The sequence below is a fragment of the Streptococcus sp. 79 genome (assembly GCF_013277425.1).
In the GTDB taxonomy this organism is placed as follows: domain Bacteria; phylum Bacillota; class Bacilli; order Lactobacillales; family Streptococcaceae; genus Streptococcus; species Streptococcus pseudopneumoniae.
In genome coordinates this window covers 18633-36505 of the sequence record NZ_VMMW01000064.1, presented here as the reverse complement: position 1 = coordinate 36505, position 17873 = coordinate 18633, and the positions used below count along the sequence as shown (strand labels likewise).

Annotated in this window: 17 protein-coding genes and 1 pseudogene; 14 read left to right on the top strand and 4 right to left on the bottom strand. The window is 40.1% G+C overall.

Features of this window, described 5'->3' with window-relative positions:
• The first annotated feature begins 2 nt into the window (after positions 1-2).
• The 14 genes and pseudogenes from ftsE to HT729_RS08990 all read left to right on the top strand — a co-directional run bounded on the left by ftsE (position 3) and on the right by HT729_RS08990 (position 15317).
• Complete coding sequence (gene ftsE / locus HT729_RS09055; RefSeq protein ID WP_000022265.1) at positions 3-695, top strand: cell division ATP-binding protein FtsE; 693 nt, start codon at positions 3-5, stop codon at positions 693-695.
• Positions 688-1614 (top strand): permease-like cell division protein FtsX, encoded by a 927-nt coding sequence (gene ftsX / locus HT729_RS09050; RefSeq protein ID WP_172931928.1) that lies wholly within the window; start codon positions 688-690, stop codon positions 1612-1614. Before ftsE ends, ftsX begins: the two co-directional genes overlap by 8 nt.
• Before the next feature lie 419 nt (positions 1615-2033).
• Positions 2034-4214 carry a PTS transporter subunit IIBC gene (locus HT729_RS09045; RefSeq protein ID WP_172931927.1) on the top strand — a complete coding sequence of 727 codons (2181 nt, stop codon included), beginning with the start codon at positions 2034-2036 and terminating at the stop codon, positions 4212-4214.
• 51 nt (positions 4215-4265) lie between these two features.
• Complete coding sequence (locus HT729_RS09040; RefSeq protein ID WP_172926361.1) at positions 4266-5081, top strand: endonuclease/exonuclease/phosphatase family protein; 816 nt, start codon at positions 4266-4268, stop codon at positions 5079-5081.
• A gap of 139 nt (positions 5082-5220) precedes the next feature.
• The gene (locus tag HT729_RS09035; RefSeq protein ID WP_101781291.1) at positions 5221-6564 is read left to right on the top strand and encodes a DEAD/DEAH box helicase; all 1344 of its coding nucleotides are present in this window, start codon (positions 5221-5223) and stop codon (positions 6562-6564) included.
• 240 nt (positions 6565-6804) lie between these two features.
• Complete coding sequence (metK, locus tag HT729_RS09030) at positions 6805-7995, top strand: methionine adenosyltransferase (RefSeq protein WP_172926362.1); 1191 nt, start codon at positions 6805-6807, stop codon at positions 7993-7995.
• A 447-nt stretch (positions 7996-8442) separates the two neighbouring features.
• Complete coding sequence (locus HT729_RS09025) at positions 8443-9378, top strand: dihydroorotate oxidase (protein ID WP_172926363.1); 936 nt, start codon at positions 8443-8445, stop codon at positions 9376-9378.
• A gap of 33 nt (positions 9379-9411) precedes the next feature.
• Complete coding sequence (gene holA / locus HT729_RS09020; RefSeq protein WP_172931926.1) at positions 9412-10449, top strand: DNA polymerase III subunit delta; 1038 nt, start codon at positions 9412-9414, stop codon at positions 10447-10449.
• 22 nt (positions 10450-10471) lie between these two features.
• Positions 10472-10810, top strand: a complete 339-nt coding sequence (locus tag HT729_RS12145) for a hypothetical protein (protein WP_240164435.1) — start codon at positions 10472-10474, stop codon at positions 10808-10810.
• Between the two features lie 103 nt (positions 10811-10913).
• Positions 10914-11519, top strand: a complete 606-nt coding sequence (gene sodA / locus HT729_RS09010; RefSeq protein ID WP_164226921.1) for a superoxide dismutase SodA — start codon at positions 10914-10916, stop codon at positions 11517-11519.
• A 156-nt stretch (positions 11520-11675) separates the two neighbouring features.
• Complete coding sequence (locus HT729_RS09005) at positions 11676-12206, top strand: YutD family protein (protein WP_001224342.1); 531 nt, start codon at positions 11676-11678, stop codon at positions 12204-12206.
• Between the two features lie 20 nt (positions 12207-12226).
• Positions 12227-13292 (top strand): annotated as a pseudogene (rlmN, locus tag HT729_RS09000) (23S rRNA (adenine(2503)-C(2))-methyltransferase RlmN).
• On the top strand, positions 13292-13774 hold the full coding sequence (locus HT729_RS08995; protein ID WP_000976727.1) for a VanZ family protein: 483 nt from the start codon (positions 13292-13294) through the stop codon (positions 13772-13774). The pseudogene rlmN and the gene HT729_RS08995 overlap by 1 nt, the downstream one beginning before the upstream one ends.
• A 1-nt stretch (position 13775) precedes the next feature.
• A complete protein-coding gene (locus HT729_RS08990; protein ID WP_023935815.1) occupies positions 13776-15317 on the top strand; it encodes an ABC-F family ATP-binding cassette domain-containing protein in 1542 nt (513 codons plus the stop codon).
• A gap of 55 nt (positions 15318-15372) precedes the next feature.
• Here HT729_RS08990 and HT729_RS08985 read toward each other — a convergent pair whose 3' ends face one another.
• From HT729_RS08985 to HT729_RS08970, 4 genes are all read right to left on the bottom strand, one after another.
• Positions 15373-16176 (bottom strand): peptidylprolyl isomerase, encoded by an 804-nt coding sequence (locus HT729_RS08985; RefSeq protein WP_138703664.1) that lies wholly within the window; start codon positions 16174-16176, stop codon positions 15373-15375.
• A 92-nt stretch (positions 16177-16268) separates the two neighbouring features.
• Positions 16269-16493 carry a hypothetical protein gene (locus HT729_RS08980; RefSeq protein ID WP_171039165.1) on the bottom strand — a complete coding sequence of 75 codons (225 nt, stop codon included), beginning with the start codon at positions 16491-16493 and terminating at the stop codon, positions 16269-16271.
• Positions 16494-16769: 276 nt separating this feature from the next.
• Positions 16770-16994: a helix-turn-helix transcriptional regulator gene (locus HT729_RS08975; RefSeq protein WP_001041099.1), complete on the bottom strand. Its 225-nt coding sequence runs from the start codon at positions 16992-16994 to the stop codon at positions 16770-16772.
• 2 nt (positions 16995-16996) lie between these two features.
• A complete protein-coding gene (locus tag HT729_RS08970; protein ID WP_000749558.1) occupies positions 16997-17575 on the bottom strand; it encodes a hypothetical protein in 579 nt (192 codons plus the stop codon).
• Positions 17576-17873: the final 298 nt, after the last annotated feature.

Sequence of the window (17873 nt, the reverse complement as noted above, 5' to 3'; positions counted from 1 at the left end):
ACATGTCAATCATTGAAATGAGAGATGTCGTCAAAAAATACGACAACGGAACGACTGCCCTACGCGGTGTTTCGGTCAGCGTTCAACCGGGAGAATTTGCTTACATTGTAGGACCTTCAGGAGCAGGGAAGTCAACTTTTATTCGTTCTCTATATCGTGAAGTAAAAATCGATAAAGGAAGCCTATCAGTTGCTGGTTTTAATCTGGTTAAGATTAAAAAGAAAGATGTCCCGCTTCTACGTCGTAGTGTTGGGGTTGTCTTCCAGGATTATAAACTGTTGCCAAAGAAAACGGTTTATGAAAATATTGCTTACGCTATGGAAGTAATCGGGGAAAATCGCCGTAATATCAAAAAACGTGTGATGGAAGTTTTAGACTTGGTTGGCTTGAAGCACAAGGTTCGTTCTTTCCCCAATGAGCTCTCAGGTGGAGAGCAACAGCGGATTGCGATTGCGCGTGCCATTGTAAATAATCCCAAAGTATTGATAGCCGATGAACCAACAGGAAACTTGGATCCTGATAATTCATGGGAAATTATGAATCTCTTGGAACGGATTAACCTACAAGGGACAACTATTTTGATGGCGACTCATAATAGCCAGATTGTAAATACCTTGCGCCACCGTGTCATTGCCATTGAAAATGGCCGTGTCGTTCGTGACGAATCAAAAGGAGAGTATGGATACGATGATTAGTAGATTTTTTCGCCATTTATTTGAAGCCTTAAAAAGTTTGAAACGAAATGGTTGGATGACAGTAGCTGCTGTCAGTTCAGTCATGATTACTTTGACCTTGGTGGCAATATTTGCTTCTGTTATTTTCAATACAGCGAAACTAGCTACAGATATTGAAAATAATGTCCGTGTAGTAGTTTATATCCGAAAGGATGTGGAAGATAACAGTCAGACAATTGAAAAAGAAGGTCAAACTGTTACAAATAATGACTACCACAAGGTATATGATTCTTTGAAGAACATGTCTACTGTTAAGAGTGTTACCTTTTCAAGTAAAGAAGAACAATATGAAAAGTTAACCGAGACAATGGGAGATAACTGGAAAATCTTTGAAGGAGATGCCAATCCTCTCTATGATGCCTATATTGTAGAGGCAAATACTCCAAATGATGTAAAAACTATAGCCGAAGGTGCTAAAAAAATTGAAGGTGTCTCTGAGGTTCAAGATGGCGGTGCCAATACAGAAAGACTCTTCAAGTTAGCCTCATTTATCCGTGTTTGGGGACTAGGGATTGCAGCTTTGTTAATTTTTGTCGCAGTTTTCTTGATTTCAAATACCATTCGTATTACCATTATTTCCCGCAGTCGCGAAATTCAAATCATGCGCTTGGTCGGAGCTAAAAACAGTTATATCCGTGGACCGTTCTTGTTAGAAGGAGCCTTTATCGGTTTATTGGGAGCTATCGCACCATCTGTTTTAGTCTTTATTGTTTATCAAATGGTTTACCAATCTGTCAACAAATCGTTGGTAGGGCAAAATCTATCCATGATTAGTCCAGATTTATTTAGTCCTTTGATGATTGCCCTACTATTTGTGATTGGAATTTTCATTGGTTCACTGGGCTCAGGAATTTCCATGCGCAGATTTTTGAAGATTTAGGTAAAATAATTACTTTTATGAGGAGGTTGTAAAATCTCCTTTTTTGCTACAAAAATTTTAGAAAAGGGACTTCTAATACTCAATGAAAATCAAAGAGCAAACTAGGTAGCTCGCCACAGGATGCTCAAAATACTGTTTTGAGGTTTGTAGATAAGACTGACGAAGTCAGTCACATATATACGGTAAGACGACGCTGACGTGGTTTGAAGAGATTTTCGAAGAGTATAAAGAAGTTCCCCAGAGAAGACTTTTTGATGGCTAATTTGAACTTGAAATTTGGCACTAGAAATTTTTTTGAAAAAAGTGTAATTTTTTTTGTAAAAGCCTTTACAAAAAAAATTAAAGTGGTATAATTAAATCATAAAAGGTGCAAACGTTTTCGTAAAACGTTTGCCTAAATAAAAATAAAGGAGATTTGAATGATGAAAGATACATTCAAAAATGTCTTGTCTTTCGAATTTTGGCAAAAATTCGGTAAGGCTTTGATGGTGGTTATCGCGGTTATGCCGGCTGCTGGTTTGATGATTTCAATCGGTAAGTCTATCGTGATGATTAACCCAACCTTTGCACCACTCGTTATTACTGGTGGTGTACTAGAGCAAATCGGTTGGGGAGTTATCGTTAACCTTCATATCTTGTTCGCCCTCGCTATTGGAGGAAGCTGGGCTAAGGAACGTGCTGGTGGTGCGTTTGCGGCAGGTCTTGCCTTTATCCTAATCAACCGTATCACTGGTACAATCTTTGGCGTATCAGGAGACATGTTGAAGAATCCAGAAGCTATGGTAACAACTCTCTTTGGTGGATCAATCAAAGTTGCTGATTACTTCATTAGTGTAATGGAAGCTCCAGCACTTAACATGGGTGTATTCGTAGGGATTATTTCTGGTTTTATTGGAGCAACTGCTTACAATAAATACTATAACTTCCGTAAGCTTCCTGATGCACTTTCATTCTTTAACGGAAAACGTTTTGTACCATTTGTAGTTATTCTTCGTTCAATAATTGCTGCAATTGTACTTGCTGCTTTCTGGCCACTTGTGCAAACTGGTATCAATAGCTTTGGTATCTGGATTGCCAACTCACAAGAAACTGCTCCAATCCTTGCACCATTCTTGTATGGTACATTGGAACGTTTGCTCTTGCCATTTGGTCTTCACCACATGTTGACTATCCCAATGAACTACACAGCTCTTGGTGGTACTTATGATGTCTTAACTGGTGCAGCTAAAGGTAGTCAAGTATTTGGTCAAGATCCACTTTGGCTTGCATGGGTAACAGACCTTGTAAACCTTAAAGGTACTGATGCTAGTCAATACCAACACTTGTTAGATACAGTACATCCAGCTCGTTTCAAAGTTGGACAAATGATCGGTTCATTCGGTATCTTGATGGGTGTGGTTGTGGCTATCTACCGTAATGATGATGCTGACAAGAAACACAAATACAAAGGTATGATGATTGCGACAGCTCTTGCAACATTCTTGACAGGGGTTACTGAACCAATCGAATACATGTTCATGTTCGTCGCAACACCTATGTATCTTGTTTACTCACTTGTTCAAGGTGCTGCCTTCGCTATGGCTGACGTCGTAAACCTACGTATGCACTCATTCGGTTCAATCGAGTTCTTGACTCGTACACCTATTGCAATCAGTGCTGGTATCGGTATGGATATCATTAACTTCGTTTGGGTAACTGTTCTCTTTGCCGTAATCATGTACTTTATCGCAAACTTCATGATTCAAAAATTCAACTACGCAACTCCAGGGCGTAACGGAAACTACGAAACTGCTGAAGGTTCAGAAGAATCTAGCAGCGAAGTGAAAGTTGCAGCAGGCTCTCAAGCTGTAAACATTATCAACCTTCTTGGTGGACGTGCAAACATCGTTGATGTTGACGCATGTATGACTCGTCTTCGTGTAACTGTTAAAGATGCAGATAAAGTAGGAAATGCAGAGCAATGGAAAGCAGAAGGAGCTATGGGTCTTGTCATGAAAGGACAAGGGGTTCAAGCTATCTACGGTCCAAAAGCTGACGTATTGAAATCTGATATCCAAGATATCCTTGATTCAGGTGAAATCATTCCTGAAACTCTTCCAAGTCAAATGACTGAAGCACAACAAAACACTGTTCACTTCAAAGGTCTTACTGAGGAAGTTTACTCAGTAGCAGACGGTCAAGTTGTTGCTTTGGAACAAGTAAAAGATCCAGTATTTGCTCAAAAAATGATGGGTGATGGATTTGCAGTAGAACCTGCCAATGGAAACATTGTATCTCCAGTTTCAGGTACTGTATCAAGCATCTTCCCAACAAAACATGCTCTTGGTATTGTGACTGAAGCAGGTCTTGAAGTATTGGTTCACATTGGTTTGGACACAGTGAGTCTTGAAGGTAAACCATTTACAGTTCATGTTGCTGAAGGACAAAAAGTTGCAGCAGGAGATCTCCTTGTCACAGCTGACTTGGATGCTATCCGTGCAGCAGGACGTGAAACTTCAACAGTAGTTGTCTTCACAAATGGTGATGCAATTAAATCAGTTAAATTAGAAAAAACAGGTTCTCTTGCAGCTAAAACAGCAGTTGCTAAAGTAGAATTGTAATATATTTGAGGTTGGAAGCTGTATTCCAACCTCTTATTTTGGGAGAAAAGAATGAAATTTTTAACACTCAATACTCACAGTTGGATGGAAAAAGAAGCTGAGGAAAAATTCCAGATTTTGCTTGAGGATATTCTTGAAAAGGACTATGATTTGATTTGTTTCCAAGAAATCAATCAGGAGATCACATCTCCAGAGGTGGAGGTTAATGATCTTTATCAAGCTTTGCCAGCAGCTGAGCCTATTCATCAAGACCACTATGTTAGACTCTTGGTTGAAAAGTTGTCTGAGCAAGGGAAAAATTACTACTGGACTTGGGCTTATAATCATATCGGATATGACCGCTATCATGAAGGTGTAGCTATCTTGTCTAAAACACCTATTGAAGCCAGAGAAATTTTGGTTTCAGATGTGGATGATCCAACAGACTATCATACTCGCCGTGTTGTCGTGGCTGAAACTGTAGTTGATGGTCAGGAGCTTGCAGTTGCAAGTGTCCACCTTTCTTGGTGGGATAAAGGTTTCCAAGAAGAATGGGCACGATTTGAGGCTGTCTTGAAAGAACTGAACAAACCACTTTTGTTAGCTGGAGATTTCAACAATCCAGCAGGTCAGGAAGGCTACCAAGCTATTTTAGCTAGTCCATTAGGCTTACAAGACGCTTTTGAAGTTGCTCAAGAGAAAAGCGGTAGCTATACCGTTCCACCAGAAATTGATGGCTGGAAAGGGAACACTGAACCCCTTCGAATCGACTATGTTTTTACTACCAAAGAGTTAGAGGTGGAAAATTTACATGTCGTATTTGATGGTAACAATAGTCCGCAAGTTAGTGATCACTATGGCTTGAGTGCTATGTTAAACTGGAAATAATGACTGAAAAGAGGTTGGGATTCACAAGTTCCAGCCTTTTTTTTATTAGAGAAGTACTGGAAATAGCCTAAATAAGTGAGATTACTGAAATGGAATAAAATGTGGTATAATTGATAGGATAGATAGAATCGAGGATATTATGTCATTTACGAAATTTCAATTTAAAAACTATATTAGAGAAGCCTTGGAGGAGCTGAAATTTACAACTCCAACAGAGGTGCAAGATAAGTTAATTCCTATTGTTTTGGCAGGTCGTGACCTAGTCGGTGAATCAAAAACAGGTTCAGGTAAGACTCACACTTTCTTGTTACCGATTTTCCAGCAACTAGATGAAGCTAGCGATAGTGTACAAGCAGTCATTACTGCACCGAGTCGTGAGTTGGCTACTCAAATTTACCAAGCAGCCCGTCAGATTGCTGCCCACTCAGAAGTGGAAGTTCGTGTAGTTAATTATGTGGGTGGTACGGATAAGGCTCGCCAGATTGAGAAATTGGCAAGCAACCAGCCTCATATTGTTATTGGAACACCAGGTCGTATTTACGACTTGGTTAAATCTGGTGATCTAGCTATTCACAAGGCTAAGACCTTTGTTGTTGATGAAGCAGACATGACCTTGGATATGGGATTCTTGGAAACTGTTGATAAGATTGCTGGCAGCCTTCCAAAAGACTTGCAATTCATGGTCTTCTCAGCAACTATTCCACAAAAGTTGCAACCATTCTTGAAAAAATACTTGTCAAATCCTGTCATGGAGAAAATCAAGACCAAAACGGTCATTTCTGATACCATTGATAATTGGTTGATTTCTACTAAGGGACGTGACAAGAATGCTCAAATTTATCAATTGACTCAGTTGATGCAGCCTTATTTGGCAATGATTTTTGTCAACACTAAGACACGTGCTGATGAATTACATTCATATCTGACTGCTCAAGGATTGAAGGTAGCGAAGATTCATGGAGATATTGCTCCTCGTGAGCGCAAGCGAATCATGAATCAGGTGAAAAATCTGGATTTTGAGTACATTGTCGCAACAGACTTGGCGGCGCGTGGGATTGACATTGAAGGTGTCAGCCATGTCATCAATGATGCCATTCCGCAAGACTTATCCTTCTTTGTTCACCGTGTTGGTCGTACCGGACGCAATGGCCTACCAGGTACAGCTATTACTCTTTATCAACCAAGCGATGACTCGGATATCCGTGAGTTGGAGAAATTGGGAATTAAATTTACTCCGAAGATGGTAAAAGATGGAGAATTCCAAGATACCTATGACCGTGATCGTCGTGCAAACCGTGAGAAAAAACAAGATAAGCTCGATATCGAAATGATTGGTTTGGTTAAAAAGAAAAAGAAAAAAGTCAAACCAGGTTATAAGAAGAAAATTCAATGGGCGGTTGATGAAAAGCGCCGCAAAACCAAGCGTGCTGAAAATCGCGCTCGCGGTCGTGCAGAGCGTAAAGCTAAACGCCAAACATTTTAATAGAAATTGTTGGAGTACTGAACTCCAACTTTTTGCTTTATGAGAACGAACTATCTAAACCGAAATATCACATTAAAGACTGCAAATTGCGCTAAAAAATGGTATAATGATAAAGTTATATAGTCCCGATAAGATGGTAGGTATTTCTATTTTTTATTGCGAGTCGCAATTCGTAGATGATAGGGATTCCTATCAGTACTTTGTAACTCTATAACACTATTTTTAAGGGGGGACATTTTTATGTCAGAACGTAAATTATTCACGTCTGAGTCTGTATCTGAGGGGCATCCAGATAAGATTGCAGACCAAATTTCAGATGCGATTTTGGATGCTATTTTAGCAGAGGATCCAGAGGCGCACGTTGCTGCTGAGACAGCTGTCTATACTGGTTCCGTCCATGTTTTTGGTGAAATTTCTACAAATGCCTATGTAGATATTAACCGTGTGGTTCGTGATACCATTGCTGAGATTGGCTACACCAATACAGAATATGGTTTTTCTGCTGAGACGGTGGGAGTCCATCCGTCGCTTGTTGAGCAGTCACCAGATATTGCCCAAGGTGTTAACGAAGCCTTGGAGGTTCGTGGGAATGCAGACCAAGATCCGCTTGACTTGATTGGCGCTGGAGACCAAGGGCTTATGTTTGGATTTGCAGTGGATGAAACAGAAGAGCTCATGCCATTGCCAATTTCACTCAGTCACAAACTGGTTCGTCGTCTGGCAGAATTTCGTAAGTCTGGGGAAATCAGCTATCTTCGCCCAGATGCTAAATCACAAGTTACGGTTGAGTATGATGAAAATGACCGTCCAGTACGTGTGGACACAGTCGTTATTTCTACTCAGCACGATCCAGAAGTCAGCAACGAACAAATTCACAATGATGTCATTAACAAGGTTATCAAAGAGGTTATTCCAGCCTCTTACTTGGATGCGCAAACAAAATTCTTCATCAATCCTACTGGTCGTTTTGTAATCGGTGGGCCTCAAGGGGACTCAGGCTTGACTGGTCGTAAGATTATCGTGGATACCTATGGTGGCTACTCTCGTCACGGTGGTGGTGCCTTCTCTGGTAAGGATGCGACTAAGGTGGACCGTTCTGCCTCATATGCAGCTCGTTATATTGCCAAGAATATTGTTGCAGCGGGTCTTGCTAAGAAGGCGGAAGTGCAGTTGGCCTACGCTATCGGTGTTGCCCAGCCTGTTTCTGTCCGTATCGATACCTTCGGTACAGGAACGGTAGCTGAAAGCAAGCTTGAAAAAGCAGCGCGTCAAATCTTTGATCTTCGTCCTGCAGGAATTATCCAAATGCTGGATCTTAAGCGTCCAATTTATCGTCAAACAGCAGCTTATGGACACATGGGACGTACAGATATTGATCTTCCATGGGAACGTTTGGACAAGGTAGATGCTTTAAAAGAAGCAGTCAAATAAAATCTTAAGAGGGGAACTTCCTCTCTTTTTTATAGTTTTTAACTATACTGGGATACTGTTTTGAAAATCCATTTTGCGAAAGTAGAGATTTACATGTATTTCTTTAAAAATGATAAAGGTTGAGATTTCTCCTCGTAATAGATAATCATGGGGATATTTCAATCCAAAGTTTTATTCGTTATAACTTGACTATTGCAAGGTTTTCTAGAGCAACAGAGTCATGGAATGGACTCATGGTTGAGATTTCTCCTTGTTGCTTGGACTTCATTCAAAAGTCTGTTACCCAAGCCTTGTTCAAACTTCCAATACACTAGCTGTTTCCATAGCATGACTTCTGCACTAGACTTTCTTTTCCGAATAAATAGATAGAACCATAGAATCTAGTGAACCTAGAATTAAAACTGTGGTATAATATTAGCAATAAAAGGAATCTGGAGGATTAGAATCATGGTATCAACAAAATCACAAATTGCTGGTTTTGAGTTTGACAATTGCTTGATGAATGCAGCAGGTGTGGCTTGTATGACGATAGAAGAGCTGGAAGGGGTTAAAAACTCAGCGGCAGGAACCTTTGTCACTAAGACAGCGACCTTGGACTTTCGTCAGGGAAATCCTGAGCCACGTTACCAAGATGTTCCACTTGGTTCTATCAATTCTATGGGCTTGCCAAATAAGGGCTTAGACTATTATTTGGATTATCTTTTGGATTTACAGGAAAAAGAGCCAAACCGAACTTTCTTCTTATCTCTGGTTGGAATGTCTCCAGAGGAAACCCATACTATCTTGAAAAAAGTCCAAGAGAGTGATTTTCGTGGTCTGACTGAGCTAAATCTTTCCTGTCCAAATGTTCCAGGTAAACCTCAGATTGCCTATGATTTTGAGACAACAGACCGGATTTTGGCAGAGGTGTTTGCCTACTTCACCAAACCTCTTGGAATTAAATTGCCACCATATTTTGATATTGTTCACTTTGACCAAGCGGCAGCTATTTTCAACAAGTATCCGCTCAAGTTTGTCAACTGCGTTAACTCTATCGGAAACGGCCTCTATATAGAAGACGAATCTGTCGTTATTCGGCCTAAGAATGGTTTTGGTGGAATTGGTGGAGAATACATCAAACCAACTGCTTTAGCTAATGTTCACGCCTTTTATCAACGCTTAAATCCCCAGATCCAAATCATTGGAACAGGTGGCGTGTTGACTGGTCGTGATGCCTTTGAACATATTCTCTGTGGAGCGAGTATGGTGCAGGTGGGAACCACCCTTCACAAAGAAGGCGTCGGTGCCTTTGACCGCATTACCAATGAACTAAAAGCAATCATGGCGGAAAAAGGATACGAGAGCTTAGAAGATTTCCGTGGGAAATTGCGCTATATTGACTAAATTAAATCGAAAAATCAGAAGAAAGGAGAGAAGATGCTAGCCATTGAAGAGAGTCAGAAGTTGACTTTATCAAATTTACCTAGCCTGAGCCTTTTTACAGGGACAGATCAGGGTCAGTTTGAAGTGATGAAGAGTCAAGTATTGAAACAGATTGGCTATGATTCTGCTGATCTCAACTTTGCCTACTTTGATATGAAAGAAGTGGTCTACAAGGATGTGGAACTGGAGTTAGTCAGTCTTCCTTTCTTTGCGGATGATAAAATCGTGATATTGGATCATTTTGTCGATATCACGACTGCTAAAAAGCGCTTTTTGACAGATGATGAGCTTAAGTCGTTTGAGGAATACCTTGACAATCCTTCGCCAACAACCAAGTTGATAATATTTGCAGAAGGAAAGCTGGATAGCAAAAGACGGTTGGTTAAATTACTTAAGCGTGATGCCAAGGTCTTTGATGCAGTAGAAGCCAAAGAACAAGAATTGCGCCAGTATTTCCAAAAGTGGAGCCAGAAACAAGATCTGCAGTTTGCTAATCATTCTTTTGAAAATCTTCTCGTCAAGTCGGGTTTTCAATTTAGCGAAATTCAGAAAAATCTGCTCTTTTTACAGTCCTATAAGGCAGATTCTGTTATCGAAGAAGAGGATATTGTTAACGCAATTCCCAAGACCTTACAGGACAATATTTTTGATTTAACTCAGTTTATTCTGACTAAAAAGATGGACCAGGCGCGCGATTTGGTTAGAGACTTGACCTTGCAAGGTGAAGATGAAATCAAACTGATTGCAGTCATGCTAGGACAATTTCGGACTTTTACTCAGGTGAAGATTTTGTCGGAGTCTGGGCAAACAGAATCTCAGATTGCAAGTAGTCTAGGAAGTTTTCTCGGACGCAATCCCAATCCCTATCAAATCAAGTTTGCATTAAGAGATTCGAGAGGACTTTCTTTGAGCTTTTTGAAGCAAGCTATTTCCTATTTGATTGAGACAGACTATCAGATTAAGACAGGTCTTTATGAAAAGAGTTTCCTTTTTGAAAAGGCACTCCTACAGATTGCTAGTCAGGTCAATTGACATTTTTTTGAAACTACAACCCGTGTCAAGATTATTATTTTGTCATGGGTTTCTTGCTAATTTGCTTGTTTTATACTCAAGGAAAATCAAAGAGCAAACTAGGAAACTAGCCGCAGGTTGCTCAAAGCACTGCTTTGAGGTTGTAGATAAGACTGACGAAGTCAGCTCAAAACATGTTTTTGAGGTTGCGGATGAAACTGACGAAGTCAGCTCAAAACATGTTTTTGAGGTTGCGGATGAAACTGACGAAGTCAGCTCAAAACACTGTTTTGAGGTTGTGGATAGAACTGACGAAGTCAGTAACCATACGTACGGCAAGGCGACGTTGACGCGGTTTGAAGAGATTTTCGAAGAGTATTAGTTAGAAAGTATTTCAGTGATTTCTTCATCTATAAGCAAAAAACTTGAAAAAAGTGAATGTTTGCGTTATCATTTTCATATAGAAAGAAAAAGAGGTATTACAGATGGCTATTATCTTACCAGATCTTCCATATGCATACGACGCTTTGGAACCATACATCGATGCGGAAACAATGCATTTGCACCATGACAAACACCATCAAACTTATGTCAACAATGCCAATGCAGCTTTAGAAAAACACCCTGAAATTGGTGAAGACCTTGCAGCCTTGCTTGCTGATGTAGAATCTATCCCAGCTGATATCCGTCAAGCGCTTATCAACAATGGTGGTGGACACTTGAACCACGCTCTTTTCTGGGAATTGATGACTCCTGAAAAAACAGCTCCATCAGCAGAACTTGCAGCAGCAATCGATGCAACATTTGGTTCATTTGAAGAATTCCAAGCAGCCTTCACTGCAGCAGCAACAACTCGTTTTGGTTCTGGCTGGGCATGGTTGGTTGTCAACAAAGAAGGTAAACTTGAAGTGACTTCAACAGCAAATCAAGACACACCAATCTCAGAAGGTAAAAAACCAATCTTGGGCTTGGACGTTTGGGAACATGCTTACTATGTGAAATACCGCAACGTGCGTCCTGACTACATCAAAGCTTTCTTCTCAGTGATCAACTGGAACAAAGTAGATGAATTGTACGCAGCTGCTAAATAATGATAGTTGGAGGGAAGAATTGTTCTTCTCTTTTTAAGGTTATATTATTTTGGTCTGACAAAATCGTCAGACTTTTTTCATTTTTATGAGAAACGTGCTAACTGCTAGAAATTATGGTAGAATAAAGTATTAAGTAATCGTGAAAAAAGGATATCTATGCGAAAAGAAATTGCACCTGAATTATACAACTATAACAAGTTTCCTGGTCCTGAGTTTCATTTACACGGGGACAAGGTTGAAACGGAAGGGATCGCTTTTTCCTTGGTGGAAAATATCAAGGATGCCTTTGATGTGACGGCTTTTAATCAGCGTTTTTCAGAAGTCTTAACCAAGTTTGATTATATCGTGGGAGACTGGAGCAACGAACAGCTTCGCCTACGAGGTTTTTACAAGGATGACCGAACAGAAGAAAAACTTGAAAAAATCAGTCGTTTACAAGACTACCTATTAGAGTATTGTAGTTATGGTTGTGCCTATTTTGTCTTAGAAAATGAAGCCCCTAAGCGAGCATCATTTGACAAGAAAATGCGTAAGAAGGAAGAAGAACAGCCTTTTAGAAAAGGAAAGAAACCGACTCAAACAAAACGAAAACCGAATGCAGATAAGAAAAATAGACGTCGTCAGAAAGACCAGCATTCTCAGAAAGAGGACAAGGGACAACGTCATTTTGTCATTCGTCAGAAGTGAGTAGAGAATAAGGAGAAGAAATAAAACCCTCAATTTATAGTTTAACACGTCAAACCATGCAGGAATGGGTATTGGAGCAGGGAGAAAAGAAATTCCGTGCAGATCAAATCTGGGAATGGCTCTATTGAAGAAATGACCAACCTTTTCAAGGATTTGATTGCTAAGCTTAATGACCAGTTTGTGGTCAATCCCTTGAAACAAGGTATTGTGCAAGAGTCTGCTGATGGGACAGTTAAATATCTTTTTGAATTGCCAGATGGAATGCTGATTGAGACAGTACTCATACGTCAACACTACGTTTTATCTGTCTGTGTGACCACTCAGGTCGGCTGTAATATCGGTTGTACCTTCTGTGCCTCTGGTTTGATTAAGAAGCAACGTGACCTCAATAACGGTGAAATCGTAGCGCAAATTATGCTGGTTCAGAAATACTTTGATGAGCGTGGTCAGGATGAACGTGTCAGCCATATCGTTGTCATGGGAATCAGTGAGCCCTTTGATAATTACAACAATGTTTTGAATTTCGTTTGTACTATCAATGATGATAAAGTAATGGCTATCGGTGCTCGTCACATCACGGTTTCAACCTCAGGTTTGGCCCATAAAATTCGTGACTTTGCTGATGAAGGGGTTCAGGTCAATCTTGCCGTGTCTCTTCACGCACCCAACAATGAATTGCGCTCAAGCATCATGAAGATTAACCGTGCCTTTCCGATTGAAAAACTCTTTGCAGCTATTGAGTATTATATTGAGACAACCAACCGTCGTGTGACCTTTGAATACATCATGCTCAATGAAGTTAATGATGGTGTAGAACAAGCCTTGGAATTGGCTGAATTGCTCAAGAATATTAAGAAATTGTCTTATGTAAACTTGATTCCTTATAACCCAGTTAGTGAGCATGACCAATATAGCCGTAGTCCTAAAGAGCGCGTGTTGGCTTTCTATGATACGCTTAAGAAAAAAGGGGTTAACTGTGTGGTTCGTCAAGAGCATGGTACTGATATTGATGCAGCTTGTGGACAATTACGTTCTAATACAATGAAACGTGACCGCCAGAAAGCAGTTGCAGCAGTCAATCCTTAATGATGAAGAAAACTTATAATCATGTTTTGGTCTGGGGAGTCATTTTCTATAGCATTTGCATTGTCTATTTTTGCTTTACTCCTCAAGAACAATCTCCCGTGGGGGTGGAAACTCCAGGTATTCAGCATCTTGGACGCCTGGTTTTTCTTTTGACTCCTTTCAATTCTCTCTGGAAATTGGGTGAAGTGACTAGTTTGGGACAAGTCATTTGGATTTTTTTGCAGAACATTTTAAATGTCTTCTTGCTTTTTCCTCTGATGTTCCAACTCCTTTATCTCCTTCCAAACTTGCGGAAAACAAGAAAAGTGCTCTTTTTTAGTTTTCTAGTGAGTCTTGGAATCGAGTGTACGCAGTTAGTTTTGGACTTTTTCTTTGATTTTAATCGCGTCTTTGAGATTGATGATTTGTGGACCAATATCTTGGGTGGCTATTTGGCTTGGCTCCTCTATAAACAATTACATAAAAATAAGATAAGGAATTAAAATGAGTATTTTAGAAGTTAAAAATCTGAGTCACGGTTTTGGCGACCGTGCAATTTTTGAAGATGTATCCTTCCGTCTCCTCAAGGGAGAACATATCGGTCTGGTCGGTGCCAATGGTGAAGGAAAATCAACCTTTATGAGCATTGTGACTGGCAAAATGCTGCCAGATGAAGGGAAGGTTGAGTGGTCCAAATATGTGACCGCTGGTTACTTGGATCAGCACTCTGTTCTTGCTGAGGGGCAGTCGGTGCGCGATGTTCTCCGTACGGCCTTTGATGAGCTTTTCAAAGCTGAAGCTCGTATCAATGACCTCTATATGGAAATGGCTGAAGACGGTGCGGATGTTGATGCTCTCATGGAAGAAGTTGGCGAACTCCAAGACCGTTTGGAGAGTCGTGATTTCTATACCTTGGATGCCAAGATTGACGAAGTAGCGCGTGCCCTTGGTGTTATGGACTTTGGCATGGATACAGATGTAACCTCTTTATCAGGTGGGCAAAGAACCAAGGTGCTTTTGGCAAAACTTCTCCTTGAAAAGCCTGATATCTTACTTTTGGACGAGCCGACCAACTACTTGGATGCTGAGCATATTGACTGGCTCAAGCGTTATCTCCAAAACTATGAGAATGCCTTTGTCCTTATTTCACACGATATTCCATTCCTTAATGATGTTATCAATATCGTCTACCATGTGGAAAATCAACAACTGACGCGTTATTCTGGTGACTACTACCAGTTCCAAGAAGTCTATGCTATGAAGAAATCTCAGCTAGAGGCTGCCTACGAACGTCAGCAGAAAGAGATTGCAGATCTCAAAGACTTTGTCGCACGTAATAAAGCGCGTGTTGCAACACGAAACATGGCCATGTCTCGTCAGAAGAAATTGGATAAGATGGATATTATCGAGTTGCAAAGTGAGAAACCAAAGCCGTCCTTTGATTTCAAACCAGCTCGTACGCCAGGACGCTTTATTTTCCAAGCCAAGGATTTGCAAATTGGTTATGAACGTCCTCTGACCAAGCCTTTAAATCTTACCTTTGAACGCAATCAAAAGGTTGCTATTATCGGGGCAAATGGTATCGGGAAAACAACTCTTTTGAAGAGCCTTTTAGGGATTATCCCGCCAATCGCTGGGGAAGTGGAACGCGGTGACTACCTAGAACTCGGTTATTTTGAACAGGAAGTAGAAGGTGGCAATCGCCAAACTCCTCTTGAAGCTGTCTGGAATGCCTTTCCAGCTCTCAACCAAGCAGAAGTCCGTGCAGCCCTTGCCCGTTGTGGTTTGACAACTAAGCATATCGAAAGCCAAATTCAGGTCTTGTCAGGTGGGGAACAAGCCAAGGTTCGTTTCTGTCTCTTGATGAATCGTGAAAACAATGTTTTAGTGCTGGACGAGCCGACCAACCACTTGGATGTGGATGCCAAGGATGAACTCAAACGTGCTCTCAAAGAATACAAGGGATCGATTCTTATGGTCTGTCACGAGCCAGACTTCTATGAAGGCTGGATGGACCAAATCTGGGATTTTAATAATTTAACTTAAGAATGAGAGTAAAAGAAATACAGTACCGAATGTGGATACTGTATTTTTTTGGTTTTTAAGATTTAAAATTGTAATCTTTCACCACTTCGATGCTATCGATTGTGATAGCAGTTGTTGGCTTGTCTTTTTCATCTTTTTCGGCTTTAGCAATCTTATCTACAACATCCATACCGTCAATCACTTGGCCAAAGACTGGGTGTTTGCCATCAAGGCTAGGATTTCCCCCTTCTTTATAGGCTTCGATGATTTTCTTGGGATACTTGCTTGTAGGGAGTTTAGCAGAGGTATCTGTAGAGTTTTGGTTGATGAAGAACTGGCTACCATTGGTGTTTGGTTGACCAGTATTAGCCATAGAAAGAGCACCACGGATGTTATAGAGATAAGGAGTAATCTCGTTTTTGAAACCAGTTCCCTTGTCTTTAGTCTTATCCTTGTCATGCCAGATGGACTGACCACCTGTACCGTCCCCTTTTGGATCTCCAGTTTGAACCATGAAGCCATCGATGACACGGTGGAAGGTAATTCCGTTATAGTAGCCTTCTTTGGCATGAGTGAGGAAGTTTTCAACCGCTAGAGGAGCGAGTTTAGGGAAGAGCTTAATGCGGATATCACCTTGGCTTGTGTGGAGAATCACTTCAGCTTCATCTTCAGCAACTTCCTTAGAAAGTTGAGGGAAGTTGGCATTCTCATTTGTCAGAGCATCATTTAACTCCTTGGCAGATTGGGTAGCTGCTTTGGAGCTTTCCTCAGCGGCCAAGCTAGAATCTACATAGTCATCACCACGCAGACTGCGTTGGATGCTGCTACACCCAGCTAGGGCTACAGTGGACAGTAAAAGAAGGGTTGCTAGTTTTTTCATTCTATTCCTCTCAAAAATTCATTTCTATCATTGTACCCTAAAAGGAAGGGGATTTCAAATATTAGTGACAAGACAATTTTAGAGAAAATCAACTAAAAAATTACTTGATTAGAGATTTTTCTTTGGATGACGGTCGATAATTTCCTGGTACTGTTCCAGTATCTGCTCCCCTTTGGAGTTAATTTGTAGCCACGAACGGTAAAGTGACTTGCTAATTCTTCTTCTGAAAAGTTGTTATGAAGGGTTTGCTCCAGATCTGCAGCCTTCATCTTAGATAGTCCTGTAATTCCCTTGCTTTTCAGGATATTCTTTTTCATGGTAGCGTATTAGATAATCAAGTGAATCAAAATCCGTTTCAATGCTATCATAACCTTTTTCTACCAGAGTTTTGAGATGCTTAGGAGCATCAATGCCATAAGTGTACTCGAAGTATTTAGGAAACCAGATCTTAAGAAAGCTCGTAAAGCATCCCAATTAGTAAACGTTCTTCGAAAGAATTACTATATTTTAAAAGAGCACATTTTCAAAGGATTTTTTCTTTTTCCTTCAATTCCTAATGAATCAATGAACTGAATGCTAGGTCTCGAAAAGAATTATGCTTCCTCTTTCTGTCTGAGTTCAAAGAGGTCTTCTACTTTCAGATTAAAAACTTGAGCAATTTTAAGAGCCATTTCCAGCGAAGGGTTGTAACGATTATTTTCCAAGTGCAGAATTGTCTCGCGTCGCATGCCGATGCGGTCGGCTAACTCCTGCTGGGTCATACCTGTGGACTCACGAACAGATTTGAGATTAGTAATAATCTTACTTTCTTTGGCCATGCTTATCCTCTCCGTTCCAAGATAAGATAGACAACCGCAAAGATGCAAATGAAGGTAGCTATGCTAATAAAGATCTGGCCCATGTAAAGAGTGAGAGGCCCCATATACCCAATGATAACTGCTAGGATCATCAGTGCCCCTAGTATAAAAACCAACATCAAGCTAGCTGCCTTTGCTAAATTAGCATAAAAGCGTTCGTCCGGAGTTTCCTTGACATTTTTTAAAGAGAAAAAACCAAATAGAATCACTTCAATAACGAGGCCAATTCCCAAAATCCATTCTTTAATACCAGAACTTTCGCTTGGGGTCGCAACCCAAATTCCTACTGTATAAAAAATGCTTGCTGCAAACACAAGTATCGTGTAAAGCTTAGCAGACAAGTCAAAAATAATTTTTCTCTTACCTTTCTGACTCTTATGTAGCCAGCTCGATATAGCTACAATTTGACCTGACACTGAAATACCAGTAATAACTAACTTGGGTTCCCAACTAAGATTAGAACCAAATACAACAATAAAATCAATAAAGAGAGCTACGGCAATCATTGCAATGAGGCCACGCATTTTTTGACTTTTTTTCATGATAGACTCCTTTTTTGTGTTATAAATATATAACACTTAAATTTTATGTTATAAATATATCACATTTAAATTTAGAAAGCAAGAATTTATGTGCCAAGGTGGCAATTATTTGAAAAAATTTTTTAATAAAAGCCCTTGATAGACAAACAACTAAAGAATTCTTTGAAGTAATGCATCGGATTTGGTTTGGATAGTTTCGTTAATAATATTTGATGATAAAGAATTTTTGAAAAATCTAGATACTGTATGAATCTCTACTTTTTTTCTTAGACTGTATAAAGTCTGTCAGAATAAGCTT

Coding starts and splice junctions, on each gene's coding strand:
- ftsE (WP_000022265.1), top strand. CDS start 3: ATGTCAATCATTGAAATGAGAGATGTCGTCAAAAAATACGACAACGGA.
- ftsX (WP_172931928.1), top strand. CDS start 688: ATGATTAGTAGATTTTTTCGCCATTTATTTGAAGCCTTAAAAAGTTTG.
- HT729_RS09045 (WP_172931927.1), top strand. CDS start 2,034: ATGATGAAAGATACATTCAAAAATGTCTTGTCTTTCGAATTTTGGCAA.
- HT729_RS09040 (WP_172926361.1), top strand. CDS start 4,266: ATGAAATTTTTAACACTCAATACTCACAGTTGGATGGAAAAAGAAGCT.
- HT729_RS09035 (WP_101781291.1), top strand. CDS start 5,221: ATGTCATTTACGAAATTTCAATTTAAAAACTATATTAGAGAAGCCTTG.
- metK (WP_172926362.1), top strand. CDS start 6,805: ATGTCAGAACGTAAATTATTCACGTCTGAGTCTGTATCTGAGGGGCAT.
- HT729_RS09025 (WP_172926363.1), top strand. CDS start 8,443: ATGGTATCAACAAAATCACAAATTGCTGGTTTTGAGTTTGACAATTGC.
- holA (WP_172931926.1), top strand. CDS start 9,412: ATGCTAGCCATTGAAGAGAGTCAGAAGTTGACTTTATCAAATTTACCT.
- sodA (WP_164226921.1), top strand. CDS start 10,914: ATGGCTATTATCTTACCAGATCTTCCATATGCATACGACGCTTTGGAA.
- HT729_RS09005 (WP_001224342.1), top strand. CDS start 11,676: ATGCGAAAAGAAATTGCACCTGAATTATACAACTATAACAAGTTTCCT.
- HT729_RS08995 (WP_000976727.1), top strand. CDS start 13,292: ATGATGAAGAAAACTTATAATCATGTTTTGGTCTGGGGAGTCATTTTC.
- HT729_RS08990 (WP_023935815.1), top strand. CDS start 13,776: ATGAGTATTTTAGAAGTTAAAAATCTGAGTCACGGTTTTGGCGACCGT.
- HT729_RS08985 (WP_138703664.1), bottom strand. CDS start 16,176: ATGAAAAAACTAGCAACCCTTCTTTTACTGTCCACTGTAGCCCTAGCT.
- HT729_RS08980 (WP_171039165.1), bottom strand. CDS start 16,493: ATGAAAAAGAATATCCTGAAAAGCAAGGGAATTACAGGACTATCTAAG.
- HT729_RS08975 (WP_001041099.1), bottom strand. CDS start 16,994: ATGGCCAAAGAAAGTAAGATTATTACTAATCTCAAATCTGTTCGTGAG.
- HT729_RS08970 (WP_000749558.1), bottom strand. CDS start 17,575: ATGAAAAAAAGTCAAAAAATGCGTGGCCTCATTGCAATGATTGCCGTA.